General features: G+C 54.9%; 28 protein-coding genes and 1 tRNA gene. 12 read left to right on the forward strand and 17 right to left on the reverse strand.

The window, feature by feature from the left end; all coding sequences use genetic code 11:
* Window positions 1-5: 5 nt before the first annotated feature.
* The 12 genes from H8711_RS01470 to ptsP all read right to left on the reverse strand — a co-directional run bounded on the left by H8711_RS01470 (window position 6) and on the right by ptsP (window position 12,872).
* Entirely contained in the window at window positions 6-836 is an 831-nt protein-coding gene (locus H8711_RS01470; protein ID WP_249281757.1) for an Mrp/NBP35 family ATP-binding protein, read from the reverse strand.
* Window positions 837-900: 64 nt separating this feature from the next.
* Window positions 901-2,115 carry a YibE/F family protein gene (locus tag H8711_RS01475; protein WP_249281758.1) on the reverse strand — a complete coding sequence of 405 codons (1,215 nt, stop codon included), beginning with the start codon at window positions 2,113-2,115 and terminating at the stop codon, window positions 901-903.
* A gap of 220 nt (window positions 2,116-2,335) precedes the next feature.
* Window positions 2,336-2,956, reverse strand: a complete 621-nt coding sequence (locus H8711_RS01480) for a V-type ATP synthase subunit D (protein ID WP_249281759.1) — start codon at window positions 2,954-2,956, stop codon at window positions 2,336-2,338.
* A 16-nt stretch (window positions 2,957-2,972) separates the two neighbouring features.
* Window positions 2,973-4,370 (reverse strand): V-type ATP synthase subunit B, encoded by a 1,398-nt coding sequence (locus H8711_RS01485; protein ID WP_249281760.1) that lies wholly within the window; start codon window positions 4,368-4,370, stop codon window positions 2,973-2,975.
* 17 nt (window positions 4,371-4,387) lie between these two features.
* Window positions 4,388-6,136: a V-type ATP synthase subunit A gene (locus H8711_RS01490; protein WP_249281761.1), complete on the reverse strand. Its 1,749-nt coding sequence runs from the start codon at window positions 6,134-6,136 to the stop codon at window positions 4,388-4,390.
* A gap of 30 nt (window positions 6,137-6,166) precedes the next feature.
* Window positions 6,167-6,775, reverse strand: a complete 609-nt coding sequence (locus H8711_RS01495; RefSeq protein WP_249281762.1) for a V-type ATP synthase subunit E — start codon at window positions 6,773-6,775, stop codon at window positions 6,167-6,169.
* A gap of 25 nt (window positions 6,776-6,800) precedes the next feature.
* Window positions 6,801-7,109: a V-type ATP synthase subunit F gene (locus H8711_RS01500; RefSeq protein ID WP_249281763.1), complete on the reverse strand. Its 309-nt coding sequence runs from the start codon at window positions 7,107-7,109 to the stop codon at window positions 6,801-6,803.
* A 33-nt stretch (window positions 7,110-7,142) separates the two neighbouring features.
* Entirely contained in the window at window positions 7,143-7,577 is a 435-nt protein-coding gene (locus tag H8711_RS01505; protein WP_484985965.1) for an ATP synthase subunit C, read from the reverse strand.
* Between the two features lie 19 nt (window positions 7,578-7,596).
* On the reverse strand, window positions 7,597-9,525 hold the full coding sequence (locus H8711_RS01510) for a V-type ATP synthase subunit I (RefSeq protein ID WP_249281765.1): 1,929 nt from the start codon (window positions 9,523-9,525) through the stop codon (window positions 7,597-7,599).
* Between the two features lie 23 nt (window positions 9,526-9,548).
* Complete coding sequence (locus H8711_RS01515) at window positions 9,549-10,592, reverse strand: V-type ATPase subunit (RefSeq protein ID WP_249281766.1); 1,044 nt, start codon at window positions 10,590-10,592, stop codon at window positions 9,549-9,551.
* A 41-nt stretch (window positions 10,593-10,633) separates the two neighbouring features.
* The gene (locus H8711_RS01520; protein ID WP_249281767.1) at window positions 10,634-10,942 is read right to left on the reverse strand and encodes a hypothetical protein; all 309 of its coding nucleotides are present in this window, start codon (window positions 10,940-10,942) and stop codon (window positions 10,634-10,636) included.
* 265 nt (window positions 10,943-11,207) lie between these two features.
* A complete protein-coding gene (ptsP, locus tag H8711_RS01525; protein WP_249281768.1) occupies window positions 11,208-12,872 on the reverse strand; it encodes a phosphoenolpyruvate--protein phosphotransferase in 1,665 nt (554 codons plus the stop codon).
* Window positions 12,873-13,210: 338 nt separating this feature from the next.
* Between ptsP and H8711_RS01530 the strand changes: the two genes are divergently transcribed.
* The 7 genes from H8711_RS01530 (at window position 13,211) to H8711_RS01560 (ending at window position 18,840) form a co-directional block, all read left to right on the forward strand.
* Complete coding sequence (locus H8711_RS01530) at window positions 13,211-13,381, forward strand: DUF1540 domain-containing protein (protein ID WP_249281769.1); 171 nt, start codon at window positions 13,211-13,213, stop codon at window positions 13,379-13,381.
* 155 nt (window positions 13,382-13,536) lie between these two features.
* Window positions 13,537-13,613, forward strand: a tRNA-Val gene (locus H8711_RS01535).
* Window positions 13,614-14,474: 861 nt separating this feature from the next.
* Entirely contained in the window at window positions 14,475-15,524 is a 1,050-nt protein-coding gene (gene potA / locus H8711_RS01540; protein ID WP_249281770.1) for a spermidine/putrescine ABC transporter ATP-binding protein, read from the forward strand.
* A gap of 5 nt (window positions 15,525-15,529) precedes the next feature.
* Complete coding sequence (locus H8711_RS01545) at window positions 15,530-16,339, forward strand: ABC transporter permease (protein WP_249281771.1); 810 nt, start codon at window positions 15,530-15,532, stop codon at window positions 16,337-16,339.
* On the forward strand, window positions 16,336-17,151 hold the full coding sequence (locus H8711_RS01550) for an ABC transporter permease (RefSeq protein WP_249281772.1): 816 nt from the start codon (window positions 16,336-16,338) through the stop codon (window positions 17,149-17,151). The genes H8711_RS01545 and H8711_RS01550 overlap by 4 nt, the downstream gene beginning before the upstream one ends.
* Window positions 17,148-18,362, forward strand: coding sequence for an ABC transporter substrate-binding protein (locus tag H8711_RS01555; protein WP_249281773.1), 1,215 nt, complete (start codon window positions 17,148-17,150; stop codon window positions 18,360-18,362). The genes H8711_RS01550 and H8711_RS01555 overlap by 4 nt, the downstream gene beginning before the upstream one ends.
* Window positions 18,363-18,627: 265 nt before the next feature.
* Window positions 18,628-18,840, forward strand: coding sequence for a DUF6514 family protein (locus H8711_RS01560; protein ID WP_249281774.1), 213 nt, complete (start codon window positions 18,628-18,630; stop codon window positions 18,838-18,840).
* Between the two features lie 160 nt (window positions 18,841-19,000).
* Here the strand turns inward: H8711_RS01560 and H8711_RS01565 are convergent, their stop codons facing one another.
* Complete coding sequence (locus H8711_RS01565; RefSeq protein WP_249281775.1) at window positions 19,001-19,429, reverse strand: hypothetical protein; 429 nt, start codon at window positions 19,427-19,429, stop codon at window positions 19,001-19,003.
* Window positions 19,430-19,994: 565 nt separating this feature from the next.
* Between H8711_RS01565 and H8711_RS01570 the strand changes: the two genes are divergently transcribed.
* Window positions 19,995-20,627, forward strand: a complete 633-nt coding sequence (locus H8711_RS01570; RefSeq protein ID WP_249281776.1) for a helix-turn-helix transcriptional regulator — start codon at window positions 19,995-19,997, stop codon at window positions 20,625-20,627.
* A 131-nt stretch (window positions 20,628-20,758) separates the two neighbouring features.
* Here H8711_RS01570 and H8711_RS01575 read toward each other — a convergent pair whose 3' ends face one another.
* Window positions 20,759-21,232 (reverse strand): YfcE family phosphodiesterase, encoded by a 474-nt coding sequence (locus tag H8711_RS01575; protein WP_249281777.1) that lies wholly within the window; start codon window positions 21,230-21,232, stop codon window positions 20,759-20,761.
* 136 nt (window positions 21,233-21,368) lie between these two features.
* Between H8711_RS01575 and H8711_RS01580 the strand changes: the two genes are divergently transcribed.
* From H8711_RS01580 to H8711_RS01590, 3 genes are read left to right on the forward strand one after another with little or no spacing between them, the layout of a single operon-like run.
* On the forward strand, window positions 21,369-21,617 hold the full coding sequence (locus H8711_RS01580; protein ID WP_249281778.1) for a hypothetical protein: 249 nt from the start codon (window positions 21,369-21,371) through the stop codon (window positions 21,615-21,617).
* Between the two features lie 51 nt (window positions 21,618-21,668).
* Complete coding sequence (locus H8711_RS01585; RefSeq protein WP_249281779.1) at window positions 21,669-22,133, forward strand: hypothetical protein; 465 nt, start codon at window positions 21,669-21,671, stop codon at window positions 22,131-22,133.
* Window positions 22,130-22,657 carry a hypothetical protein gene (locus tag H8711_RS01590; protein ID WP_249281780.1) on the forward strand — a complete coding sequence of 176 codons (528 nt, stop codon included), beginning with the start codon at window positions 22,130-22,132 and terminating at the stop codon, window positions 22,655-22,657. Before H8711_RS01585 ends, H8711_RS01590 begins: the two co-directional genes overlap by 4 nt.
* A 297-nt stretch (window positions 22,658-22,954) precedes the next feature.
* On the opposite strand, the gene H8711_RS01595 is transcribed toward H8711_RS01590, so the two are convergent.
* Genes H8711_RS01595 through H8711_RS01605 form a run of 3 tightly spaced genes read right to left on the reverse strand, consistent with a single transcriptional unit; the run spans window position 22,955 to window position 24,247 of the window.
* A complete protein-coding gene (locus H8711_RS01595) occupies window positions 22,955-23,200 on the reverse strand; it encodes a hypothetical protein (protein ID WP_249281781.1) in 246 nt (81 codons plus the stop codon).
* Window positions 23,187-23,879 carry a hypothetical protein gene (locus H8711_RS01600; RefSeq protein ID WP_249281782.1) on the reverse strand — a complete coding sequence of 231 codons (693 nt, stop codon included), beginning with the start codon at window positions 23,877-23,879 and terminating at the stop codon, window positions 23,187-23,189. The genes H8711_RS01595 and H8711_RS01600 overlap by 14 nt, the downstream gene beginning before the upstream one ends.
* A complete protein-coding gene (locus tag H8711_RS01605; protein WP_249281783.1) occupies window positions 23,876-24,247 on the reverse strand; it encodes a hypothetical protein in 372 nt (123 codons plus the stop codon). The genes H8711_RS01600 and H8711_RS01605 overlap by 4 nt, the downstream gene beginning before the upstream one ends.
* A gap of 116 nt (window positions 24,248-24,363) precedes the next feature.
* Here H8711_RS01605 and H8711_RS01610 point away from each other — a divergent pair, with 116 nt between their 5' ends.
* Window positions 24,364-24,921 (forward strand): TetR/AcrR family transcriptional regulator, encoded by a 558-nt coding sequence (locus tag H8711_RS01610; protein ID WP_249281784.1) that lies wholly within the window; start codon window positions 24,364-24,366, stop codon window positions 24,919-24,921.
* Window positions 24,922-24,940: the final 19 nt, after the last annotated feature.

Genomic DNA, 24,940 nt, shown 5'->3' on the forward strand with positions numbered 1-24,940 from the left:
TTCCTTTATAGCGCCTCGAGCGCATCCGCTGCGCCTTCCAACCAATCGCCTTCAAACGCTTCGATCACGCCGTCGTCGCAATTTTGGGCGAGCTGCGGGTTCACCGGCAGCCGGCCGAGCACCTTCAGCCCATAGTGGGCCGCCGTCTCCTCGATGTGGCTCTCGCCGAACACCGGGAAGCGTTTACCACAATCGGGGCACTGGATATAGCTGTAGTTTTCCACCACGCCCAAAATCGGAATGTTCATCATCTTGGCCATGTTGACCGCTTTTTCCACGATCATCGAAACCAGCTCCTGCGGGGAGGTTACAATGATGATCCCATCCACCGGGATCGACTGGAACACCGTCAGGGCCACGTCGCCAGTTCCCGGGGGCATGTCCACAAACAGGAAGTCAATGTCGTTCCAGATCACATCGGTCCAGAACTGTTTGACCGTACCGGCGATGATGGGTCCGCGCCACACCACCGGGTCGCTTTCGTTTTCGAGCAGCAGGTTCACCGACATCAGGTCGATCCCCGTCTTGGTTTTGACAGGATAGATTCCGCCTTCGTCGCCGTGCGCGCGCTCATGCACACCGAACATCTTGGGCACCGAGGGGCCGGTGATGTCCGCGTCGAGCACGCCCACGCGGTACTCGCGGCGGCGCATCAGCACCGACAGCATACCGGTCACCAGGCTCTTGCCCACGCCGCCCTTGCCGCTGACCACGCCGATCACCTTTTTGATGCAGCTCAGCTCATTGGGCTGTTCCAGAAAATCCGCCGGATTTTGTTCGCGGCTGGAACAGTTCTGCGAACAGCTGCCGCAATCGTGATTGCAACTCTCACTCATTGGAATTTGCATCTCCTTACATCATACGAATCTCTAGTTATTGTAGACCGTTCCCGTCCATCTGTCAACCCGCAGCGGTCTCCCCTGTGCCCTCCTGCCCACCACCTTGGCCGCGGTGGCGGCTGTAGAACCACGCGGAGATCACCGAAGTGAGCGGGATGGTAATGAGCAGGCCCAGGCTTCCCACCAGCGCCTGCAAGATTTCCACCACGATCATCTCCTTGTTGAGCAAACCGAGCAGCGAGGTGTTGTATGCGATCAACAGCAGCACCATCGAAAGTGAACTGCCAATATAGGCGAGCACCAACGTGTTTGCCATAGTTCCCATGATGTCCCGGCCGATTTGCAGGCCCGAGCGAAGCAGCAGCCCAAAGCCTGCCCCCTCCACCTGCTCGCGCAGCTCGTAGAGCGACGACGCGATCGACATAGCCACATCCATGATCGCGCCCAATGCGCCGATGATGATGGAAGCGAAGATGATCGCCTTGAGGTCGATCGGCTTCGGGGTGTCCATATACAACAAAAACGCCGATTCCTCGTTGAGTAGGCCGGTGAGCGCGAGCAGGTGATCCATCAGGAGGGTCAATCCGCCCGATACCAGCACGCCCCCCAGGCACCCCAAGCCAGCCGCCAGGCTCTTCGTATTCGCACCGTTGACGATGAGCAATGTCATGACAATGGTAAATAAGCAGATGACGACTGAGGAGACATAGGCGTTGTGCCCCGAAAGCAGCGACGGGATAAACACCGCGAACACCGCCAAGCAGGTGAATGCCAGTGAGATCAGCGTATTGACTCCTTTGAAGCGGCCGAACAACAGCAGCAGCACGGCGAACACCAGACCCAGCACCAGCAGCGTGTCGGTGCGGATGTAGTCCCAGAACATCCAGGTGCTCCGTGCCGAGGACGGGTCGGAGTTAAAGATGAGCACGCGGTCCCCCACCTCCACCTCCTTGTTCTTCACCGGGGTGATTGCGTCGATCGTCTGCTCGCAGGAGACGGTCAGCCCCTTCTGCCAACCGCCCAGCACCCGCGCCTCAAACGAGATGCGGACGTTCTCCAACGGCGTCTCACTGTCGAGGGAATAGTGGTCGGTGGTGCGCTCCAGAATCTGCGTCACCTGCGCCTTGACCGGCTTTTCCATGCTCGCACCGGGAAAAATTTCAAAGCCGGTTGTGGCGAACCGGTTGCCAAAATAGAGAAACAAGAGGGAGGCGGCCACGGTGCCCAGATAGACAAGCGCACGGCGCCAAAATTTTTTTTCCTTCCAAAATGGCAACGGCCATTCCCCTTTCAACTGCGTTTTCCTTTATTGTACCACGATCTGTCCGGTTTACCAAATCAAAGGACCAAATGATTTGCGCCGATCAAATCTGAATCCGGCGCGGTGGAGAGAAAAATATAAGAGACCCCCGCCTCTATGCAAAACGCCTCCGCACGGCGGGCAATCCACCCGCCGCCGAAGGCGCACAGCGGAATCCCCTGCAAAGGGGATCCCGTCAATTTTTCTTTTTTGCCTTGGTCGCCTTGATGACCTTGAGCCGGGAGAACTCCTCCCGCTCCTTTTCCTCCAGCGAATCGCTGATGAACTTTACGGTGCTTTCCAGGCGCGGGATCACCACATTTTTCAAGGCGTTGGCGCGCCGCTGCGTCTTTACAATGGCATTGGCCAGCTTGTAGACGCTGTTTTCCACCTCTGCGAGCAGCACTGTCATGCGCTTGACCTCATGGAAGCACTGATAGGCGTAATCGAGCTGAGAGTTGGTATCCAAAAAGCCGTAAGCGATGCGGGGCTCCTCGTCGTGGTACTCCACCACCGGGATATCCACCCCCATTACGCTGCGGAAATGGATCTTGACGCCGCTATCCACCGGGACTGCGCCCGCGATGTTGTCGATGACGCCCAGGGTAATGTTTGCCCGCTGGAGCGCCAGATAGGCGCGCTCATAGGTGCCGTCGATCTCCCTGCGGAGCATTTTGGATTTGTCGATCAGCAGCATCATCTCACGGATGAGGATGTTGCGCTTGCGGTCCATCAGGTCGAACCCCATGGTGGAAAGGGACAGCGTCTTTTTGGTTGCGATCAGGTTGCCCTTGGTTGGAAACACCTGTTCCGCCATGCGTCCTCACCTCCGTTTAAGCCAGCAGCTTCTTCGCTTCCTCGGGCTTGTAATGTTGATCCAGCAGGTCACTCTCCACGCGGTCGAGCTCCTCGCGCGGCAGCAGCGACAGGAGCTGCCAGCCCAGGTCGAGGGTCTGGTCGATCGTGCGGTCCTCCTGGAACCCCTGGTTGATGAAATGGCCTTCAAACGCCTTGCCGAAGGTCATATACTGCTTATCCACCTCGGAGAGCTCCTCCTCGCCGATGACCGATGCGAGCGCCTTGGCGTCCTGCACGCGGGCGTAGCTCGCAAATAGCTGGTTGGAAACCGCCGAATGATCCGCGCGGGTGTAACCCTCGCCGATGCCGTCCTTCATCAAACGCGACAGGGACGGCAGCACCGAGACAGGCGGATAGACGCCCATCTGGTCGAGCGAACGGTCGAGCACGATCTGGCCCTCGGTGATGTAGCCGGTCAGGTCGGGCACAGGGTGGGTGATATCGTCGTTGGGCATGGTCAGAATCGGAATCTGCGTGACCGAGCCCTTGGCCGAATCGATGACGCCTGCGCGCTCGTACAGCGACGCGAGGTCGGAATAGAGGTAACCCGGGTAGCCCTTTCGGCCGGGGATTTCGCCCTTTGAAGAGGAAAACTCGCGCAGCGCCTCGCAATAGGAGGTCATATCGGTCATGACCACCAGAATGTGCATATCCTGCTCAAACGCCAGGTACTCCGCCACGGTGAGGGCGCAGCGCGGCGTCAGAATGCGCTCGATGATCGGGTCGTTGGAGAGGTTGAGGAACATGACCACCTTGTCCATCACGCCCGCTTCTTCAAACGAGCGGCGGAAGTAATCGGCCACGTCGTTCTTGACGCCCATCGCGGCGAACACGATGCCGAACTTCTGGCCGGAAGTCTCGGCGATGTTGGCCTGGCGCACAATCTGCACCGCCAGCTTATTGTGCTGCATACCCGAACCTGAGAAGATCGGCAGCTTCTGGCCGCGGATGAGGGTGGTCAGGCAGTCGATGGACGACACGCCGGTGTTGATGTAGTTTTTGGGGTAGGTGCGCGATACCGGATTGAGCGGCTTGCCATTGATATCCGCCCGCTTAACCGCGTAAATTTCGCCCAGCCCATCGATCGGCTTGCCCGCGCCGGACAGGGTGCGACCCAAAATCTCGGGCGACAGGGGCATCTCCATCGGATGGCCCAGCAATTGCACCGAGGCGTTGGTGAGCGAGATGCCGTTGGTGCCCTCGAACACCTGGATGACGCAGCGGCCGCCGTCGATCTGCACCACGCGGCCCAGGCGGACAGCTCCGTTTTTCAGCTTGAGCTCCACCATCTCGTCGAACCCGACCGAGGGGACGTGATCCAACACCACCAGCGGGCCGTTGATCTCACTGAGCCCTACAAATTGATAACTCATGGCTTTGCGTCCTCCTTTCAGTCGAGATGCTCGAACGCCCCGTCGATCGTCTGATAGTAGCGGTCAAACTGTTCCAGATGATCGTTGGGCACTTCGTATTTCATTTTAAGCAGGGTGCCGAACACACCGGTCTCCAGCACCTCGGTGAGGGAACGGCCGGACTGCACGACGGCTTTTGCCCTGTTGTAGAGATAGAGGATGACCTCCATCATCTTGAGCTGCTTTTGCAGCGGCACATAGGTGTCGTCCTTGTGGAACGCATTCTGCTGCAAAAAGCCCACGCGGATGATGCGCGCGATCTCGATGACCAGCTTCTGGTCGTCGGGCAGCACGTCGGAGCCGATCAACTTGACGATCTCCATCAGCTCGTTTTCCTCGTGCAGCAGCGACGCGATCTGCTGCCGCTTTTTGAGGAAGCTCTTATCCACGTTTTCGCCGTACCATCTCGCGAGGTCGTCGAGATATTCGCTGTAGCTGGTGTTCCAGTTGATGGCCGGATAGTGGCGCGCGTAGGCGAGCGATTTGTCCAGCGCCCAGAAACAGCGCACAAACCGCTTGGTATTCTGCGTCACAGGTTCGGAGAAGTCCGCGCCCTGCGGAGAGACCGCGCCGATGATCGAGACCGAGCCGTCCTTGCCGCACAGGGTCTTCATATAGCCCGCGCGCTCATAGAACTGCGAGATACGCGACGGCAGGTAGGCCGGGAAGCCCTCCTCGGCGGGCATCTCCTCCAAACGGCCGGAGATCTCGCGCAGCGCCTCCGCCCAGCGGGAGGTGGAATCGGCCATGATCGCCACATGGTAGCCCATGTCGCGGTAATACTCCGCCAGGGTGATGCCGGTGTAGATCGACGCCTCGCGCGCGGCCACCGGCATGTTGGAGGTATTGGCGATCAACACGGTGCGTGCGGTCAGCCGCTTGCCCGACTTCGGGTCGATCAGCTCGCCGAACTCCTTGAGCACCTGGGTCATCTCGTTGCCGCGCTCGCCGCAGCCCACATAGACGATGATGTCCGCGTCGCACCACTTGGCGAGCTGGTGCTGGGTCATGGTCTTGCCGGTACCGAACCCGCCCGGCACCGCGGCGGTGCCGCCCTTGGCGATCGGGAACATGGTGTCGATCACACGCTGCCCGGTGATGAGCGGCATAGAGATCGGCAGGCGCTCGAGAAACGGCCGCGCCGTGCGGATCGGCCAGCGCTGGCAGAGGGTGAGCTCCCACACCTTGCCGTTTTCATCCTTCAGTTTGGCCACCACATCGTTGACATGATAGCGCCCGCTGGGCGCCGCAAAGGTCACCGTTCCGCTGAGGGACGGGGGTACCATACAGCGGTGCTCGATCAGTTCGGTTTCGGGGCAGGTGGCATAGATTTGGCCACCCGTCACCCGGTCGCCCTCCTTCACCAGAACCGTGACGTCCCACTCGCGCTGTTCATCCAGCGACGGGATGTTGCAGCCCTCGTCGATATAGGCCCCCGAGCGCCCGGCAATCTCGTCGAGCGGCCGTTCGATGCCGTCGAAGATACCGGACAGGATGCCTGGGCCGAGGGTGGCGCACAGGGGCGACCCGGTGGAATAGACCGGCTCGCCGGGCCGCAGCCCCGTGGTGGTCTCATACACCTGGATGGTGGTGGCCTCGCTGGTGATGCCGATGACCTCCCCGATCAGCCGCTTCTCCCCCACGTAGACCATTTCCAGCATCTCAAAGTCGGAGGTATCCCTCACGGTTACAACCGGGCCGTTGATGGAATAGATCACATTGTTCAATCGTTTTCACCTCACAGGACTGTGGTTCCGTCACAGGGTGACGATAAAGCCCGAATTTGCCGCGAACCATTCTTTTTGCTCCTCGAGCGCATTGTCGAGCGTCTCGTCGGCGATATAATTCTTCGCCTCATTGACCAGGCGCGCCCCACCCAGCCGGATGGTGTCGTCCGCAGCGAGCTCGACCGCGCCGCACAACTTTTTGAGCTCAGACTCCAGGCGCATATCATCCTGGCGAACCAGCAGCCGCGCTCCCTGCACATCCCGGCCGGAGAGCAGCTTTTTCACTTTATCATATAAAAAATCCGGGTAGCGGTCGCCTTTGGCGAACTCCTCCAGGCGGCGGCGGGCCTCGGAAAAGATTTCCTTAGTGTAGTCGTCGCGCTTGACATAGAGCCGCTTTTTGAGCTCCATCTTCTTGCGCGAGAGCTCGCGTGTCCCCTCCGCCACAAGTTCAGACAGCTCGGATTGGATCATCTGGCCGGTTTCGGCCAGCGCATCATCCTTATACCGCCCCATTTCGCTGGCGCGGTAGGCCTCCAGCTCGTCGTCGATTTCCTTGCAAATCTGCTGCGCCGAACCCATGATCTCCTGTTCAAACAGGCCGAGCTTGCGCTCAGTCTCCTTATTGGCTGTTCCCAATCCGCTTTCCCCCTTTCTTGTATCGCTACATCTTCACGCCGATGGCCTCGCTGACATAGCGTTCCAGCGCACCGGCCGCGCGGCTGCCGCCGTGGCGGTCGGGCACCTCGGTCACCAGCATACGTTTTTGGCCGAGTTTGATGCTTTGGATCAGATCGGGGCACAGGTCGGCCAGCTTTTCGGTGATGAGCAGGATTCCGACCGTCGGATCATCCACCGCTTCGCGCACCGCCTGCTCCACTTCGTCCCGCTCGTGCAGCACCTTTCCTTCGATACCAGCCAGACGCATCCCCAGATAGGTATCGATATTGTCGCTAAGCAGAAACAGTTTCATCGCGGACGCCCCCCTTGCACAATATTGCTCCAATTACAGTTTGTTGATGATGAGGATCGAAATCAGCAGGCCGTAGATAGCGATACCTTCGCCGAGCACCACGAAGATGATGGCCTTACCGAACGACTTGGGGTCCTCCGACACCGCGCCGATAGCGGCAGGCGCGGCGGCGGCCACTGCGATACCGGCGCCGATGGCGGCAAGCCCGGTGACCAGCGCGGCGGCCAGGAAGCCCATGCCCTGCGCGGAGGTGCCTACGATCGAGGCAACCACGCCGCCCTCAGCGGCCAGGGCACCCACCGGAAACAGGACTGCACACAAGCAAACGCCGAAGAACATGCACAGGTTGCCGATGATGCGGTTGCGGGCATGTTTGCCGGTCTTGGCGCCTCTGGCAACCGAAACCAGGGGAACGGCGATGAGCGCAACGATGATCGCGGGGAGAAGAATCCAATAGCTGTTCATAATGTAACCCTCCAAATTATAATCACTGAATGACAACGGGACGGAACGGCTTGCCCTGTCCCTCAAAATAACGGCTAAACAATTCGTAGAACTCGAGGCGCAGCCCCTGAATACCCACAATGAAGCCCTCCAACGCCATAACGAACGCGTTGCCGAGGATCATCACCACGATGCTGCCCGAACCGGTCATCATCTCGGTGAGGGTGAGCACCACCGCCATCATGCCGGCGTGGCTGATGATGAAGCCACCGACGCGCAAAAAGGACATCGTGTTGGTGACAAAGCTGAGTACCACCTCGAACAACTCAAAGAAGCCCTCGAGGATAAAACTTCCGATGCCGCCCTCCGGCTTGATGTGTCTGTTGCCGCGGGTCAGCTTGCCAAGCGGATGCTTGAGGAAGATGACCAGGATCGGCAGGACGATGAACGCCAGGATATAGAGCGGGGTGAACAGGCTCTGCCCGCCGGAGAGCATCGAGAGCACCCCCAGCAAAACCGCGACATAGAACACCATGCCCGCCAGACCGTTGTTAGAGAAAATCGCCTTCTCAAAATCCCGATTTTTCAGGCCGATCACGATGTTGATGGTCATTGACGCGATGATAAGCACCACGCCGAGCCCGATGGCAAAGATCAGCAGATTGTTGATGGTCAACGGATCCATCACCTCGACCGGCTTGCCGGGCAGCCCCAGCAGATCAGTGTAGAGCGGGTCGAGCAGATGTTCCATGCCGAACACCGAGCCGTAAACCAAGCCGAAGCAGGCGGCCGAGATGCCGATGCGCGTCATGATGCGGCCGAGGTTCATCTTTTTGAACTTCCAAAGCAACGCGCCCAGCAGCGCGATCACCAGGCCCTGCCCCAGATCACCGAACATAATGCCGTACAACAGCGTGTAGGTGATGCCCACAAACGGGGTGGGATCGATCTCATTGTAAGACGGCGTCCCGTACATATCCACAAACATTTCAAACGGCTGGAACAACTTGCAGTTGTTCAGCTTGGTGGGGGTCACCAGCCGCTTGTCGCTGTCCTGGGGTTTAAACTCCACATGCGCGCGGTCGATCGATTCAATGCTCTTGCGGAACGCCTCCTCGTCGCGCGTCGGCAGAAAGCCGGTCAGGTGGAACTGCCCCTTATAGACGCTCACATAGCGGCGCAGGTCGAACGACTCGCTGCGGAACCGCACGCCCGAATAGATATCCTGAAACTTTTCCTCGTTGGCGCGGATCAGCTCCGCAAGGCGATTGTTCACCTCCTCCAGCTCCGCCTTGTTCTTGACGAGCTCGTCTTTGAACATCTGCTTGGCGATGCCGGGGGTGCCATGTGCCTCCGGGATGCGGATGCGCTCAAAATAGAGGGAGGAGAAGATGTCGTCCACCTCGGCCACGTGGTCTACTGTGGTGATGTACATTCCCCAGTGGTAGGTACTGCCCTCTGAAAGGCTGACAAAGAAGAACAGCCGGTCCTTGTAATATGCGAGCTTGCCGTAGCTGTCCACCGGCAGCCGGCCGAACCGGATCTTGAGGAATTCGCAGGCGAACAGTTCATCCAGGCTGACATCCAGCGAATCCAGATGACGGAGCTGCACCTCTGCGGTCTGCCCCTCCTCAATCGCCTTGGTCAGTTCGCGCTTGCGGTCACTGAGCTCCAGCAGCTCCTTGTGAAAGCTATCTAGAAAATCGTCGATCCCATCGGATGCCACCTTGCGCACGTCTGCCGCGTCGTATTTCAATGTGATTCCAGCGTTGACGCCAATATCAACAATGCGGTTCAAGCGGGCCTTATAGGGGTTTTCCTCCATCATTTGGGTGAAGCCGCCGGCCTTGTCGGTGAGCTGCGCGGGCTGCTCGGGGTGAAACTGCCCGATATCAGAGCAGCGCCGCAGCACCTTGTCCAGCACATCCACATGGCCCGTAATCTGAACCAGCGTCATCTTTTCAATTGACATCCATCGCACCACCTTTCGTTGGTTTACAGTATGAGCATTTTTTTGATCTCGCTGGGCGCCACGCCGTAACGCACGCCCTCGATGATGGTCGTGAGGTTGCTCAGCTCAATGCGGCTGAGGGACATATAAGCGGTGAAAGCTGTCGGCGCATCGGTGGCGAAGCGCAGAAACCTCCGGCTCATATGATAATTGATGCAATCGGTGTGATACTCGATAAACGTGAAGTCGTCGCTGCCCACATAGCGCGAATAGGGCGACGCGGCGACCGCGTCCAAAAACTCCTCCGCTGTAACCGCGTCGAGCATCCGGTTGAGCTCTTCCTCCGGGATGCGCTTCCACATTGGATAGATACACTTGACCACCTTCTCGCGCGGGGTCTGCGGGAAATACTTTTTGATGCGGTAGATGGTACCGATGTTGAGTAGCTCCAAGTGGGTCTGGAAAATCTCATGCAGATGCAGCCGGATTTTGCCGCGGAAATTCTGGTCGATCACATCCTCGATGTGTTTATAAAAATAGGCGCCGAGGATCACCTCACAGCGCGTGTAGCTGATCGGCTGGCCCGCGCGAGGGCGGCAGTTGAGCAGCAAGCGCCCGTAAACGGTGTCGGCCAGCACGGCGATCAGGTCGTCGAAGCTGCGCACACGGGCGAGCGCCATCAGATCGAAGCTGGTGATATGCCCCAAAAAGCCGGGGTACTGCACGATGTACTCCCCCGCGCGCCCGGAGTTGAGCAACTGCACCATCTGCAAAATCTGCTCGATCTCCACCTCCATCACGAGGTACCGGTAATAGCTGTCCTTCTGGTTATTGTCGTAATGGATCAGCCTCAGATAGCGCGAAAAGCGCTCCTTGCGCAGCAAAAGCTCCACCTGCCCGCGGTGGATCGCCGTGGGCTGGATGCCCGACAGGGCGGCCGCATAGCCGGTCTCGTCGCGCAGATAGGCCGCAATCTCGGCCACCGACTTTTTGTGCAGCAATTCCAGATACTGTTCCTCGGTGATGCGCTTGCCGTACATGGACATGGCCTTTGTCATGATGGCCTTATCCGAAAAAGATGAAAGCACGCCTCTCCCCTCCCCTGTTTGGATGGTGCCCGCTACATCTGTCAGATACAGCGGTCGACAAGCTCACGAATCCACCGCTCCTTGTTCTGTTGGTATTGCTTTTCCAGCGAGGCCTCCACCTGGCGAAAATTCTCCTCCGCCTGGGCCAACTGCCGTGCATTTTTCTGGTCGGCCTTCTCCTTCATCTTCCGGATGTACTCCTGCGCGTGCCGCTGGTAGGAATCGGCCAGCTCCTGTTTTTCTTGTGCAATCTCCGCCTTTGCGGCGCTGCGTCGATCCTTCTCCGCCTGTACCAGCTTACGGGCGCGCTGATCCATAGCGATCAGAGTTCTGATCATATCGTCATCCACATGGACCACCTCTTTTTCGCACATATTAAAAGGCCGCACCGCCAGCGCGGCCGCCTCTGTGTAAAAGTTCCTATCTATAGTATACCTAATGTTCGGAAGATTCAACTGTGAAACTGTTTTAATTATTTTGTGGGGCCGCCGTTTTTTTTAGGTGTTTTCATCAGGCAAAATTTTGAAATATTTACCAAAAACTCGCTGTAATTTTTGGAATCACAGCGAGTTTTCCGCCTTGTACCACTCTTTTTTTAGCTTTAAGTTGTCAAGCTCAAAAACCTTTTGTCCTTCCGTCCAATCTCGCTTTGGTCAGATCCAGCGCGCGCACCTTTTCTCGCACATCTAGAATCGCGGGCGGCGCGACGGAGAGCTCCGCAACGCCCATCGAAAGAAATACTGGAATCAAATCCGGGTCGGTGGCCGACTCACCGCACACGCCCGTCCATACGCCGTGGCGTCTGCCGTTCTCCACCGCCATACGCACCAGGCCCAACACCGCCGGATGGCGCGGGCTGTACAGCGCGGAGAGCGAACGGTTGGTCCGGTCGGTCGCCAGGGTATACTGGGTCAAGTCGTTGGTACCCACGCTGAAGAAGTCGACCTCCTGCGCCAAACGGTCGCTGATCATGGCGGCGGCTGGGGTCTCGATCATCACACCGAATTCGTAATTGTTTGCATAGGGAATGCCCTCGTTATCCAGATCCCGCTTGATCTCCTCAATCAGCGCCTTGGTGCGGTGCACCTCTTCCAGCGAGGTGACCATGGGGATGAGCAGCGCCAGGTGGCCGTAGACTGAGGCGCGCAGAAGCGCCCGGAGCTGGGTACAAAACAGCGCGGGATGGGATAGACAGTACCGGATGGCGCGGCTGCCCATCGCCGGGTTATCCTCGCGCAGCAGGCCGAGGCAGGGCGCGCGCTTGTCCGCGCCGAGGTCGAGGGTGCGGATGATAACCCGCTTGCCGGGCATCCGTTCGAGCGCCTCGCGGTAGATGACAAACTGCTCCCCTTCGGTGGGAACCTCGTTGCGCCCCAGATAGAGCCCTTCACTGCGGAACAGTCCGATGCCCTCCGCGCCGTTTTTGACCGCAATTTCCACATCGCCGATGCTGCCGACATTGGCGGTGATCTCCACACGCATTCCATCCTTGGTTATGCTCGGCTGATCTCTGAGCTTTGCCAACCGCTTGCAGGCCGCCAGATACTGCCCTCTTCGAGCGATGTAGCGCTCCAGCGTCTCAGCGTCCGGCTCCACACACACCTCGCCGGTCATGCCGTCCACAATCACCTCGACGCGATCGGCCAAGCAGTCAAAAGCATCCTCCAGGCCCACCACAGCGGGAATGCCCATAGTGCGCGCCAGAATGGCGGTGTGGGAGTGACGCGACCCCTCGCGGGTGACAAACGCGAGCGCCTTCGACTGATCCAGCCGGATCGTCTCACTCGGCATCAGGTCGTCGGCTGCGATAATCACCTGCCCGTTGACCTCATCCAGGTTCTGTTCCTTTGCGCCGGTAAGTGTGCGCAGCAGGCGCTTGGAAATATCCAAAACATCCGCGCCGCGCTGGCGCATATAATCGTCGTCGATGGAAGAAAATACATCAAAAAGCCGCATCGCCGTCTGGTAGACGGCATACTCCGCATTGACATGCTCCTCCTGAATGATTTGGGTAACGCTGGCCACATAGTCGAGATCGTCCAACAACATGGCGTGAATCTGAAAAATCGCCGAATCCTTGGGGCCGATCTCCTCCAGCGCCCGCTCGTAAATTTGGTGAAGGCTATCGATAGAAGCCTGGCGCGCGACTTCAAACCGTTCGATCTCTGCCGGCGGATCCTCTATCAGCTGCCGGTCCACCGGATGAATTGCACCCATGAAAAAAAACAACCGGCCGATGGCAATGCCGGGGGATGCGCCGATACCCTGTAAGACCTTCATAGGAGCTCCTCCCGTCTCTATCCAATATTCTGTTTTGCCCAGATGGGCCATGTGAAAAAAAGGCCGGATCACCCCTGAAAGAAAGGCTCCAACCCACTCAACAATAGTTCTTTATCTTGATTTTATCATAATATGGGCGAAATGTTTTGTCAACCGATTACACCATTTTCAATCGATAAAACTGTTAATAACTGGAAAACCGTTGTTTTATCGCTTATTTACAGCCGGTTGATCTAATTACGCGGCAATATCTTCCCGTTTTGGCCGACAACCCCGTGATAAAACCGCGAGAAACGGACAATATAATAGTGCACTTTTTGAGAAGGAGGTACAAAGTTATGGATAATTGCCGCGCAAATGAATGCATCAAATGCACCGTTCAACAGTGCACTTACCATTGCAAGGACAAAAACTACTGTTCGCTCGACTGCATTACCATTGGCACCCATGAAACTAACCCCACCATGGACCAGTGCACCGACTGCAAATCCTTTGAACTGCAAAGATAACTTTACCATTCTCAAAAGGTGGACGGATGAATTTCCGTCCGCCTTTTGACATTTTTATGGATTTCCTTCTTTCGGATAAAATATGTAAAATTTTTTTCATATCCCTCTTGATCTTATGGGGACAGATGTGTTATAATAAACAAGCACTTGAAAATGGAGGCGTAGCTCAGCTGGTTAGAGTGCCTGCTTCACACGCAGGAGGTCCCGGGTTCGAGCCCCGGCGCGTCCACCACCGGAAGACCGTATCAGTAGCCGTTTGGCTTACTGATACGGTCTTTTTTTGTTTTATATTGCGCGCTCAGTCCTCCAGTCACGCACAAAATTGTCTATGACACATTGTTTCCTTCCTCTGCAAGTGGACCGAATCCAGTGCCAATATAGTTTTGGGGGCCGGCATTTCATATCTGTCGAATGCAGCAGCCTGCGTGTGCGCAAAAATAAGGGGCAAGTCGTACCGGGGCGAACGCACATACCAATCCGCTTGGATCTGCACCAAAGCATACAGGAATAAGACTTGAAATGCCTCAAGAGAAAACAAAAGGATTCGAGAGAAATTCGGAGTATTTTCAAAGAATTCCGATGGAAAACCGGTGTTTTAAGCGAAAAATTCGATTAAATGCTTGAAAAATCGATAAAATTACGAAAAATCATTGACATTTAAAATTTTTGTGCTATATTTTAATTCGTTGTCCATTGGCAACAAAAGTGCGGAGCCTGCCCAAAAGCCCGGTGACAGCCGTCGTTTGATGGAATCCAACTGGAATCGGTGCGGATGCCCGCCGCGCCGCCTGCCAACGCGGTTCCGTCCAACAGACGGCAAGCGTGAGGGGAGCCGGGGCGCTCGACAGCAGAATTTCTCCGCCGGCATCTACAGCAAAATAACAAAACATGCCTGCGTATGTACCGCCTAAAACGAACCTTATGGTCACGATTAGAGAAAAGCCTTTTGCGGGAAGCGGTATCAAAAGCAGGTGTGGGTCCACAGTGGTTTGGCACAGATGGGCAAAACGTCTGTGCAGCGGTTGAAGCGGGGCAAGCTTCAATGCTAATTTACGTGCGTGACTTAAAATCCGCAAAGGGGGATGCAGAAATCATGGGAGATAACATCATCATCAGTCTGAAAGACATTGTTGTCGAGTATGACGGCGAGCGTGTATTGGAGGGGCTCAACCTCGACATACACGACAAAGAATTTGTCACCTTTCTTGGTCCGTCGGGCTGTGGCAAAACCACGACCCTGCGCATCATTGGCGGTTTTATCGAGCCGCTGAAAGGTGACGTTTATTTTGAGGGCAAGCGCATCAACAGCCTGCCGCCGTATAAGCGCCAGGTGAACACAGTGTTTCAGCGTTACGCCCTGTTTCCGCACCTGAATGTGTTCGAGAACGTGGCGTTCGGCCTCCGGCTGAAAAAGATGAGCGAAAAGGTCATCAAAGAACGGGTTCAGGAGATGCTCGCGCTGGTCAACCTCACCGGCTTTGAAAAGCGCAGCGTCCATCAGCTTTCGGGCGGACAGCAGCAGCGTGTCGCGATCGCGCGCGCCCTGGTGAACCACCCCAAGGTGCTGCTTTTGGACGAACCGCTGGGCGCGCTCGACCTCAAGCTGCGCAAGGAGATGCAGCTCGAGCTCAAACGCATTCAGCAGAGCCTGGGCATCACATTTATCTATGTCACCCACGATCAGGAGGAGGCCCTGACCATGTCGGATACCGTCGTCGTCATGAAGGACGGCGACATCCAGCAGATCGGCACTCCGATCGATATCTACAACGAGCCTAGAAACGCCTTTGTCGCCGATTTCATCGGGGAAAGCAATATCATCGACGGGGTGATGCACAAGGATTTCCTCGTGGAGTTTGCCGGACGCGACTTTGTCTGTGTGGACAAGGGCTTTGACCCGGACGAGCGCATCGACGTGGTGGTGCGCCCCGAGGACATCAAGGTGGTGCCGCCCATCCAGGGGCATCTTTCGGGCATCGTCGAATCCATCATCTTCAAGGGCGTGCACTATGAGATGATTGTGCGCGCCTGCGGATACAATTGGATGATCCACTCCACCATTGCGGAGCAGCCGGGGGACACCATCGGCATGGTGATCAACCCCGAGGATATCCACATTATGAAGAAAATGGAGGAGGCGTGAGATTAATGAAATCAAAAGCTCCCTCCGCGCCATACCTGCTCTGGATGGCGATTTTCACGATTGTACCGCTCGGCCTGGTGGTTTACTTCGCGCTGACCACCGCGGACGGCACCTTCACCATCGACAACATCTCCCGCGTGGGGGAATATTCGGGTGTGCTGATGCACTCCATCTGGCTGGCCGCTATTGCAACATTTATCTGCTTGGTCATCGCCTACCCGCTGGCATTTTACATCTCGCGCAAACCGGAGAATAAGCAGCGCACCCTGTTGATGCTCTGCATCATCCCCATGTGGATGAACTTTTTGCTGCGCACCTATGCGTGGATGACCCTGCTGGAAAAAAACGGCCTAATCAATCGCTTTTTTGCGCTGTTCGGCATGGGCCCCTTCAATATGATTAACACCAAAGGCGCGGTTGTCCTCGGTATGGTGTACAACTACCTGCCGTTCATGATCCTGCCGCTCTACTCCATCATGGTCAAGATCGACGGCCGCGTCATCGAGGCGGCGCAGGACCTCGGCGCCAACACCTACGGCGTGTTTTCCAAGGTGGTGCTGCCGCTGTCCATGCCGGGCATCCGCTCAGGCATCACCATGGTATTCGTCCCCGCCATCTCCACCTTTATCATCTCGCGCATGTTGGGCGGCGGCGGCAACATCATGATCGGCGACCTGATCGATTTACAGTTCCTCGGCAATGCCTACAACCCCAACCTCGGCGCAGCCATTTCGCTTGTATTGATGGTGCTCATCCTGCTCTGTATGAGTATCACCAACCAATTTGATGAGGAAATGGAGGGGATGATGATATGAAACGCCTCTCCAAGGTTTATTTTTGGCTGGTCATGGCATTTTTGTACATGCCCATCTTCGTTCTGATCTTTTTCTCTTTCAACGAGTCCAAAAGTCGCAGCAATTTCACCGGCTTTACATTCGACTGGTACCGCAAGCTGTTTTCCAACCGCGTGATTTTGGACTCGCTCAAGACAACCTTAATCATCGCGGCGGTTTCGACCATCATCGCCGTGATTATCGGCACGGCTGCCGCCATCGGCATCAACGCGATGAACAAGTGGCTGCGCGGTGTGGTGATGAACGTCACCTATCTGCCGGTCATCAACCCGGAGATCGTCACCGGCGTTTCGTTGATGCTGCTGTTCGTGTTCCTGCGCGATAAGATCGGCATCCCGATCGATTTCGGTTACCCCACGCTGATTTTGGCACATATCACCTTCAACGTGCCATACGTGATCCTCAATGTCCTACCCAAGTTGCGACAGATGGACAGATTTGTTTACGAAGCCGCACTTGACCTTGGGTGCACCCCGTTTCGTGCGTTTTGGAAGGTGACCCTGCCTGAGATCATGCCCGGCGTGATGTCGGGATTGCTCATGTCGTTCACCTATTCGTTGGACGACTTCATCATCTCTTATTTCAATGCAGGCCCCACCGCACAGACCTTGCCGATCACCATCTACTCGATGACGCGCCGCAAGGTGAGCCCCGAAATCAACGCGCTTTCCACCATTATCTTTGCGGTCGTGATCCTGGTGTTGGTCATCTACAACATCGTGGATTCCAGCAAAGGCAAGAAGGTCATCGGAAAGGTGGTGCCGCGGCTGTGAGAAAACGGTTGTTTTTGCTGGCGGCGGTGCCGCTAATGCTGTTGCAGGTCCTGACGGTGCCCGCCTTCGCGGAGGTGGAGGTCGAGGATTACGACTACTACCAGAGGTTCCGCGGACAAGGGATTTCAATTAATGTGCACAACTGGGGAGAATACATCAGCAACGATGCGGAGGAATCGATCGATGTCAACGCCGAGTTTGAGGAGCTGACCGGCATCAAGGTGAACTACACCACCTTCGCCTCCAATGAGGAGTTGTACGCCCGCCTGAAAAGCGGCGGCGCAAGCTACGATGTCATCATCCCCTCCGACTATATGATCGCGCGATTCATCCGCGAGGACATGCTGGAGGAGCTCAACCTCGACAACATCCCCAACGCCAAGTTCACAAACCCCGAATTTATGGGGATGGAATACGACCCCGATGACAAGTACTCCATTCCATACACCTGGGGCACAGTGGGCATCATCTACAACACCACCATGGTGGATAACGACATCACCAGCTGGGACTCCCTGTGGGATGCCCGCTATCTGGGCGATATTTTGATGTTTTCCAATCCGCGCGACGCGTTTGGCATCGCGCAGAAACGCCTCGGTTACTCGCTGAACACCCACGATCTGGAGGAGCTCCGCGACGCAGCGGATGAGCTGAAGGCGCAGAAATCCCTGGTACAGGCCTACGTCATGGATGAAATCTTCGACAAGATGGAAGGCGGCGAGGCCGCGCTGGCGCCTTATTACGCGGGCGACGCCATCACCATGATGGACGAGAATCCAGACCTTGCGTTTGTGGTGCCGCAGGAAGGAACCAACAAGTTTGTCGATTCCATCTGCATTCCCAAGGGCAGCAAGCAGAAGGAAGCCGCGGAGATGTATATCAACTTTCTGTGCGAGCCGGAGGTGGCCGCAGCGAATATTGAATACATCGGCTATTCCACCCCGAATCTGGCGGCATATGAGCTGCTGGACGAGGAAACCCAAAACAACCCTGTGATCTATCCGCCCGCGGAGATCATGGCAAAAGCGGAGTTCTTCTACGATCTGCCCCCTGAAGTCAGCGCAGAGATGGACGCCCTCTGGGTGGAAGTGATCTCAGCTGAGGTCGGCTACAGCAAATGGACCATCCCGATCTTGATTCTGGGATGTATCGTGCTCTCTATCGGCATCAATGTAGTGCGCTCGGTAAAAAAGAAACGGGATATCTACTGACGGCGACAACAGAAAAATAAAAAAGAACAGCTATTCTCAAATTACTGTGGGAATAGCTGTTCTTTTTTACACTAATTTTCTGTATTTTCGAAAGTTGATGCGGGTATATTCCGCAAATTATGCTTGTTTTCGATAAGAACACTTCATATTTTTTACATATTAGTAAAAAATTTCCAAATATTTTCTGGTAACATGTCAATAGTATTCAACTACAACATGTGGTATCGTATAAGTCATAAAACAACAAAATAAGGAGTGGTAAAACTTGAAATTTGTAACCACCGAGGAAGAAACCCTGATTGAAGAAGAAATCCATCGCACTTATGGAATCCGCTGCGGCGATCTGTACATCCCAAATATCTCCCTGCATAAGGACATCGTTTCCCAACTGGTGCAGCAGATGAACCAATTAGAAATCCCACCTCTACACGCTGTAGATGTCATTGAGGATTGGCTAGGAAATAATGATAATATATGATCGGTTGACAGTCAGCTTCTCCGTCTTCCCTGTGAGCGCAAGAGTACCAAATCTGATTGAAAATACAACTCCCGGCGACACCGAAGGAGGGACTGTGCGATGGGCAAAAAACAGCGGATCCCACGCCAAGCGGAACCCGCCGTTTCCTATTGAGACAATGTCAACGGAGCTTGCTGGACGCTTCGCTCTGCTGAGGCACCTGTTGAAACCGCTGCTTCCCCATGTTGATATAGGCCGTCTTACTGCGAATCGCAACGAACACGATTACAGCCGCCAGGATGATATCCAACACACTGCCAGTGACCAACATGTCCAACCAGCCGGTTTCGACAATGGTGCCTGCGCTCACAAATGCGAGGTTAAAAATAGTGACAAAGCCCTCTGCCGCAAAGAACATCGTCGTCTCGTTGGGCTTTCCGCGGCCCACAAACTGCCGGACAGCCACAACCACACCTGCAACAACCAACAGCGCACACAGGATATAGATGATCTTCGGCATCGCCATGGCGCCCGCTATCAAAAGATAACCGCATGCTGCGGCTTTCAACAAAACCTTCAGACACAAATAGTAATAAATAATTTGTTTCAAGGTATCCCTCCCTGTTTTTATCGATGAACATCAAACTCAACTACAGCTCCATGTCCTCCCTTACCATAGTCCACCAATGTGTTGACTGTGTGAACTCAGTGCGAGAGATTACTGGCAAACCTTAATCATTCTATAGCATCTGCCGCGATTTGTCAAGTTTTACAGGTCGACAACCCCAAAACAGGCATTCCTGTACAAAATTCACAGAACCCGGAAATCGCGCTGCCATGCGACTTTTCCGCATCTTGCCGCCCAAGGCTCCAGATCAAAAATATTCACTCTCCCGACGGGCCACATAGGCGCTCCGCCTCGTCATCCGGAATCCCCCTTGTCAAGCGCCCAAGGGACACCCAACACGGGCATCCCCAGGATTATTTTATGAAATGCTATTCGAGGTGGTGTATCCCTTGGCCGCCAGGCCGCGTGTCAGTGCATTCTAAAAAATATTTTTTAGGAATTATTTTTTTTCGTAAAGAACGTTGAATTTCCGTTCAAATCCGTGTAAGATGGTAACGAGAAGAACAAAACTCGTCCCGAAGGACGAAGCAACGGAGGGCGGATCGCCATGCTGCCAGGTTTGACTTACGACTTTTTAAAGAGGCTCGCCAAGGGTATCGCCCAGCAGTTCGGCGAAAATTGCGAAGTGGTGGTGCACGATCTGAGCAATCACTTCACCGAAAATTCCATCGTAATCATCGAAAATGGGCAGGTGACCTCGCGCAAAGCGGGCGATGGGCCCTCCCCCGTGGTGCTGGAGGCGCTGAACGGCGACCGCACCAAACTCCAGGACCACCTTTGCTACCTCACCAAAACGCATGACGGCCGTGTCCTGAAGTCGAGCACCATCTATATCCGCGACGAAAAGGATGGGGTTGTGGGTATCTTCTCGATCAACTACGATATCACCGGGCTGTTGATGATCGAAAACAGCCTCAAATCGCTGACTGCCATCGCGCCGGACACCAAGGGGCCGGAGCACATCGCCAAAAATGTGAACGAGCTGCTGGATGAGCTGATTGAGCAGTCGGTGCGGATGGTGGGCAAACCGGTGGCGCTGATGGGCAAAGAGGATAAAATCAAGGCGATTCAGTTTCTCAGCAACACGGGCGCTTTTCTCATCACCAAAAGCGGCGATAAGGTCAGCAAATATTTCGGCATCTCGAAATACACGCTGTACACCTATATCGACGCCAAATAACCCCCGCACAGACAAGGGCCGGAATTCCGCATTTGTGGAATTCCGGCCCTGTTTTGACTTGGAAATAGAAAGACGCAAAAGTGTTTTGCACCAATCGGCGTTTTCTCTCATAAACTATGGTGATGCGGCGATCAGAGCTTGACGAGGATCGGCACCACGCCCGCCCTGGTGATGTCGATGACAGCATAAGTAGCGCCGCCGTTCATCCCCGAACAACTGCCCGGGTTGACCAGATAAAGCCCGTCGATGTATTCGTTGTGTGGCACATGGGTGTGCCCATACAGAACGATGTCCGCACCCAGCCCGCGCGCCGCGTGCAGCAGCTCGTCGATGCCGAATTTTACATTGTAGATATGCCCATGGGTGAAGAAGATACGCTTTCCGCCGATCTTGACCAGATCGTAGCCCGGCGCTGCGGAATAAAAATCGCAGTTGCCGCAGACATGCAGCCCGTGCAGATCCGGATACAGATCCATGATGTCCTCAAAATCGCGCTCCCCATCGCCGAGATGAAGGAACAAATCAGCGTCGTGTTCATGCTTTTCTACAATTTTGCGCACGCTCGCAGCGCTCCGGTGTGAATCGGACATCACAACAATTCTCAACGCTCTTCCCTCCCAGATTTAACTTGTCGCGGACGCCTCCGCGGGGGCAATCCCGTTTTCACTTTAACATAAAAATTCGGGAAATGGAATACACTTTCAGTAATATTATCGACAATTTGATAAGGAGCTTATGCTGATGAAAAACAATTCCAACATGCCAAACCTCTCCCAAGGCCAGATCGACCTGCTGTTGCGCATGGCCAGTCAAAAGATGGGAGTCGCGCCCGACAAGCTCAAAGCTCAGCTACAGAGAGGCGAGTTGCCACAGGGGGTCAACACAGCAAACGTTCAACAGATTCTCAACGATCCCAAGCGTTTGGAGGAACTGCTCAACTCCGACCGCGCCAAAAGAACCCTGCAAAGCCTGATGAACAACAACGGCTGATTCCATTCCAGCACATAGGCGGGCTGCGCGCCGCCCGGGGAGGGAGAAACCATGGCTGATCTAACCGAAATGCTCACACAGTTTTTGTCCTCGGAGGAGGGCAAGCAACAAGTGAATCAGGTGCTGTCGATGCTCGGGCAGAACGGCGGTGGTTCCGAACCGCCTCCTCCCCCACCGCAACAGCCGCAACAACAGGGCGGCGGAATGCCCGACCTCTCATCGCTGCTTTCGTCGCTCGGTCTGGGCGGAGGAGGCGGCGGCGGCCCTGCCGCTCCGAGCGGCAACAGCGGACTGCCGAACCTCGATATCAGCAAACTGCTCAGGGTACAACAACTGTTGTCACAGAAGAACGACAACAGCAGCACCGCCCTGCTGCGCGCGCTCAAGCCCCATCTGGCTGAGGAAAACCGCAAAAAGGTGGACGAAGCGGTGCGCATCCTGATGCTGCTCGACCTGCTGCCGCTCATTAAAGAGTCGGGCCTGCTCGGCAACCTGTTGGGGGGTGACGGCGGATGAACGGATGGAGCAGCGGAAGCAACTATTCCTCCAAGGACCTCATGCGGATGCAGCAGGAGGCGGTGGAACGGGTGCGCGAGATGCAGGAGCGCTCGCGCAAGGCCCTGGAAAACAGCGGCGGCTACACCGAACCCCCCGCATCCAACCGACAGGAGCCTCCGCCCCACCGCGAAAACAACAACTCGGGCGGCGGGCCGAACTTTCCCACCTTTGCGCGGTCGCCCGAGCGCCCAGGCCATCCCGAACAGCGCTACAGCGTGCCGCAGGAAAAGCCGGTCATCCAAATACCGCAGAGCCGCACCAATCCGTCCGGCGGCCTGTTCAGCGGAGGCGGGCCGCTCGGCTCGCTGGGCAACACAATCGGTTCGATCTTCAGCGGCGGCGAGAACGGTCCGATTAGCCGCGTGATGGATGCGCTGGGCATCGATAACGACAAAATCCTCATTTTAATCCTCCTCTTTATCCTGCTCAACAACCAAGCGGATAAGAAGCTGATTCTCGCACTCTGTTATATCCTGCTGTGATATCAAGAGTATACCAGTCCTCCTTACCTGTCAGACGGGTTAGCGGCCATTTTTGTTGCCCCATTAGCAGAAGTTTTTTAGAATCTTGCACAGGTGGAGATCGCAGCGGTTCAACTTGATGGTGGGTCATATGCAACTTTCATTTGGATGTTGACGGAAAGGGACGGATCGAATGGGAAACGGCGGCTCTGATTTTCTCAAAGCCGCCGCTTCGGGCGTAACAATGTTGCTGCTTATACGACGGCTTTTTTCTTTGCCGTCGTACAACAGAATGGTTCTGTATTTGCGTGACAAATGTTATTTTTCTTTTTCCGCCCTTCTTTCCTGTTCCTCTTTCAGCCGCGCTTTTGCTTCCTCCACGGTTTCGCCATCCATGGTAAGGTAGCGATCAACGAAAGCGTCCTCAACTTTGGTGTACCCGCTGACCACAGCATCTTGGACTTTGGTATAGCTGCCGACAACCGCACCCTCAATTTTTTCAAATGTGCCTACCATTTTCTTGGCGATTTTCTCGTTTTCCTTTACAAATTTAGACTGTGCCATCCGCTTTCTTCCTTTCCTTGCTGCTTCTCGAAATTGTGAAAATCCCAAGCAGCAATATAAACAAGCATACTGATATTCCGGTCAAACCGTTCATAATGTCCATACTTGTATCGTCCATCGGACCAAATGATACAAGCATGGAGCGCTGCAAAGTCAGGAGTGATGCGGCCACTTCCGCATACCCGATTGTGCGAATCACGGTGAGCAGAGGGGCGGTGTTTTTACGCTGTTTTATAGCCCTTATGATTGCAATTGTGATTTTATAAAACGTGTAGGTTGCAATCGTAATCATGACAATTTCACCGTGCTTCACAGCAACATTTTGGGACAGGCTGATCGAGACAACGACAGCCAAAATAAAACTTAGTAAGGCCAGCAATCCACCGCATAATTTCGCTACAAAATATTCTGTATCTTCTGGAACCACAGATTTACGCTTCCACCCACACAGGACAGCGGAAAAACGCATGGAGCTTAAAATGATATAGTATGCACACATCGCAACAAACCACAGAGATTGATTGACTACGCCCAGCGCACCATGATAAAAGGCATACAGAAGATTTACCGACAGGCCAAGGGCGGTGGAGAAAAGCGCCCGAAACCTCTGTTCTTGGATAAATTGCCTCCCTATCTTTGTCCCCTCGATCATACGGATAACGGTTTGTTTTGCTTTCACGCTTTCAGGCCCTTTGTCAAGGGGACCAGGCAAAGCAGGACAACAATGCCAACCAGACCAATGACAATGCCGATCATCATTTTGCCCCAGACCATACAGAAGCACATGCCAACACCCAGCGCCAACGCCCCAATCACACCGACCGCAATCGCAAGGATTGTCTTTGCCGAGAAGTGGATGGGGGTCTTATGTTCCATCTTCCGCCAGACAATCACAGTGACCAACCCCAGCAGAAGCCCCACGCAGCCGAACACAATCCCCGGCTGGAACGCTCCCCATTCTGGAATGAGCGCCATGCACATTCCCAGCGCAAACAGCACCCCGCTCACCGTCCCCATGAGCATCGCAACAAAACTACTTTTTTTCATTTGAACGCCTCCTTTAAGCCAACAGTTGATTGTTTATTGCAAGAATAGTATAATGGAGCCGCAAAACGAAAGCAATCAACAATATATACACAGATGTTGGGTTAAAGGGGATTTTCATGAATACCAAAAATAACAGGCGCAAACGGGCGTCCATGCAGAGAATTGAGCAGGTCTTAGTGGAGCTTCTGCAAACGAAAGATCTAAATCAAATCAGCGTGTCCGACATATGCAAAAGGGCAAATCTAAACCGCAGTACCTTTTACGCCAACTATGTGGATATATATGGGTTGGCCGACGCGATACGGGAAAAGCTGGAAGCCCAGGTTGCAGAATTATATAAAGATGAAGTTACGCAGGGATTTAACTCCAACAACTATCTGATACTATTTCAACATATAGTGGAAAATCAACTTTTTTATCGCACTTACTTCAAACTGGGATACGATGAAAAATATAGGATTTGGGCCTATGACTACAATCTTGCAGAGAAGCATTTTGACGGTCGTTTCATTGAGTACCACATGGAGTTTTTTAAGAGCGGACTGACCAGAATTATCAAGCTGTGGCTACAAAACGGCTGCAAAGAAACGCCCGAAGAAATGTTTGAAATCATAAAAAGCGAGTACCGAGGACGTGAGGAAATTTTTGCTGGACAGCCCTCAAAAGGGACATAATAGGCTTGACAAAACAGAC

The sequence above is a fragment of the Ligaoa zhengdingensis genome (assembly GCF_014384885.1).
GTDB lineage: Bacteria > Bacillota > Clostridia > Oscillospirales > Ruminococcaceae > Ligaoa > Ligaoa zhengdingensis.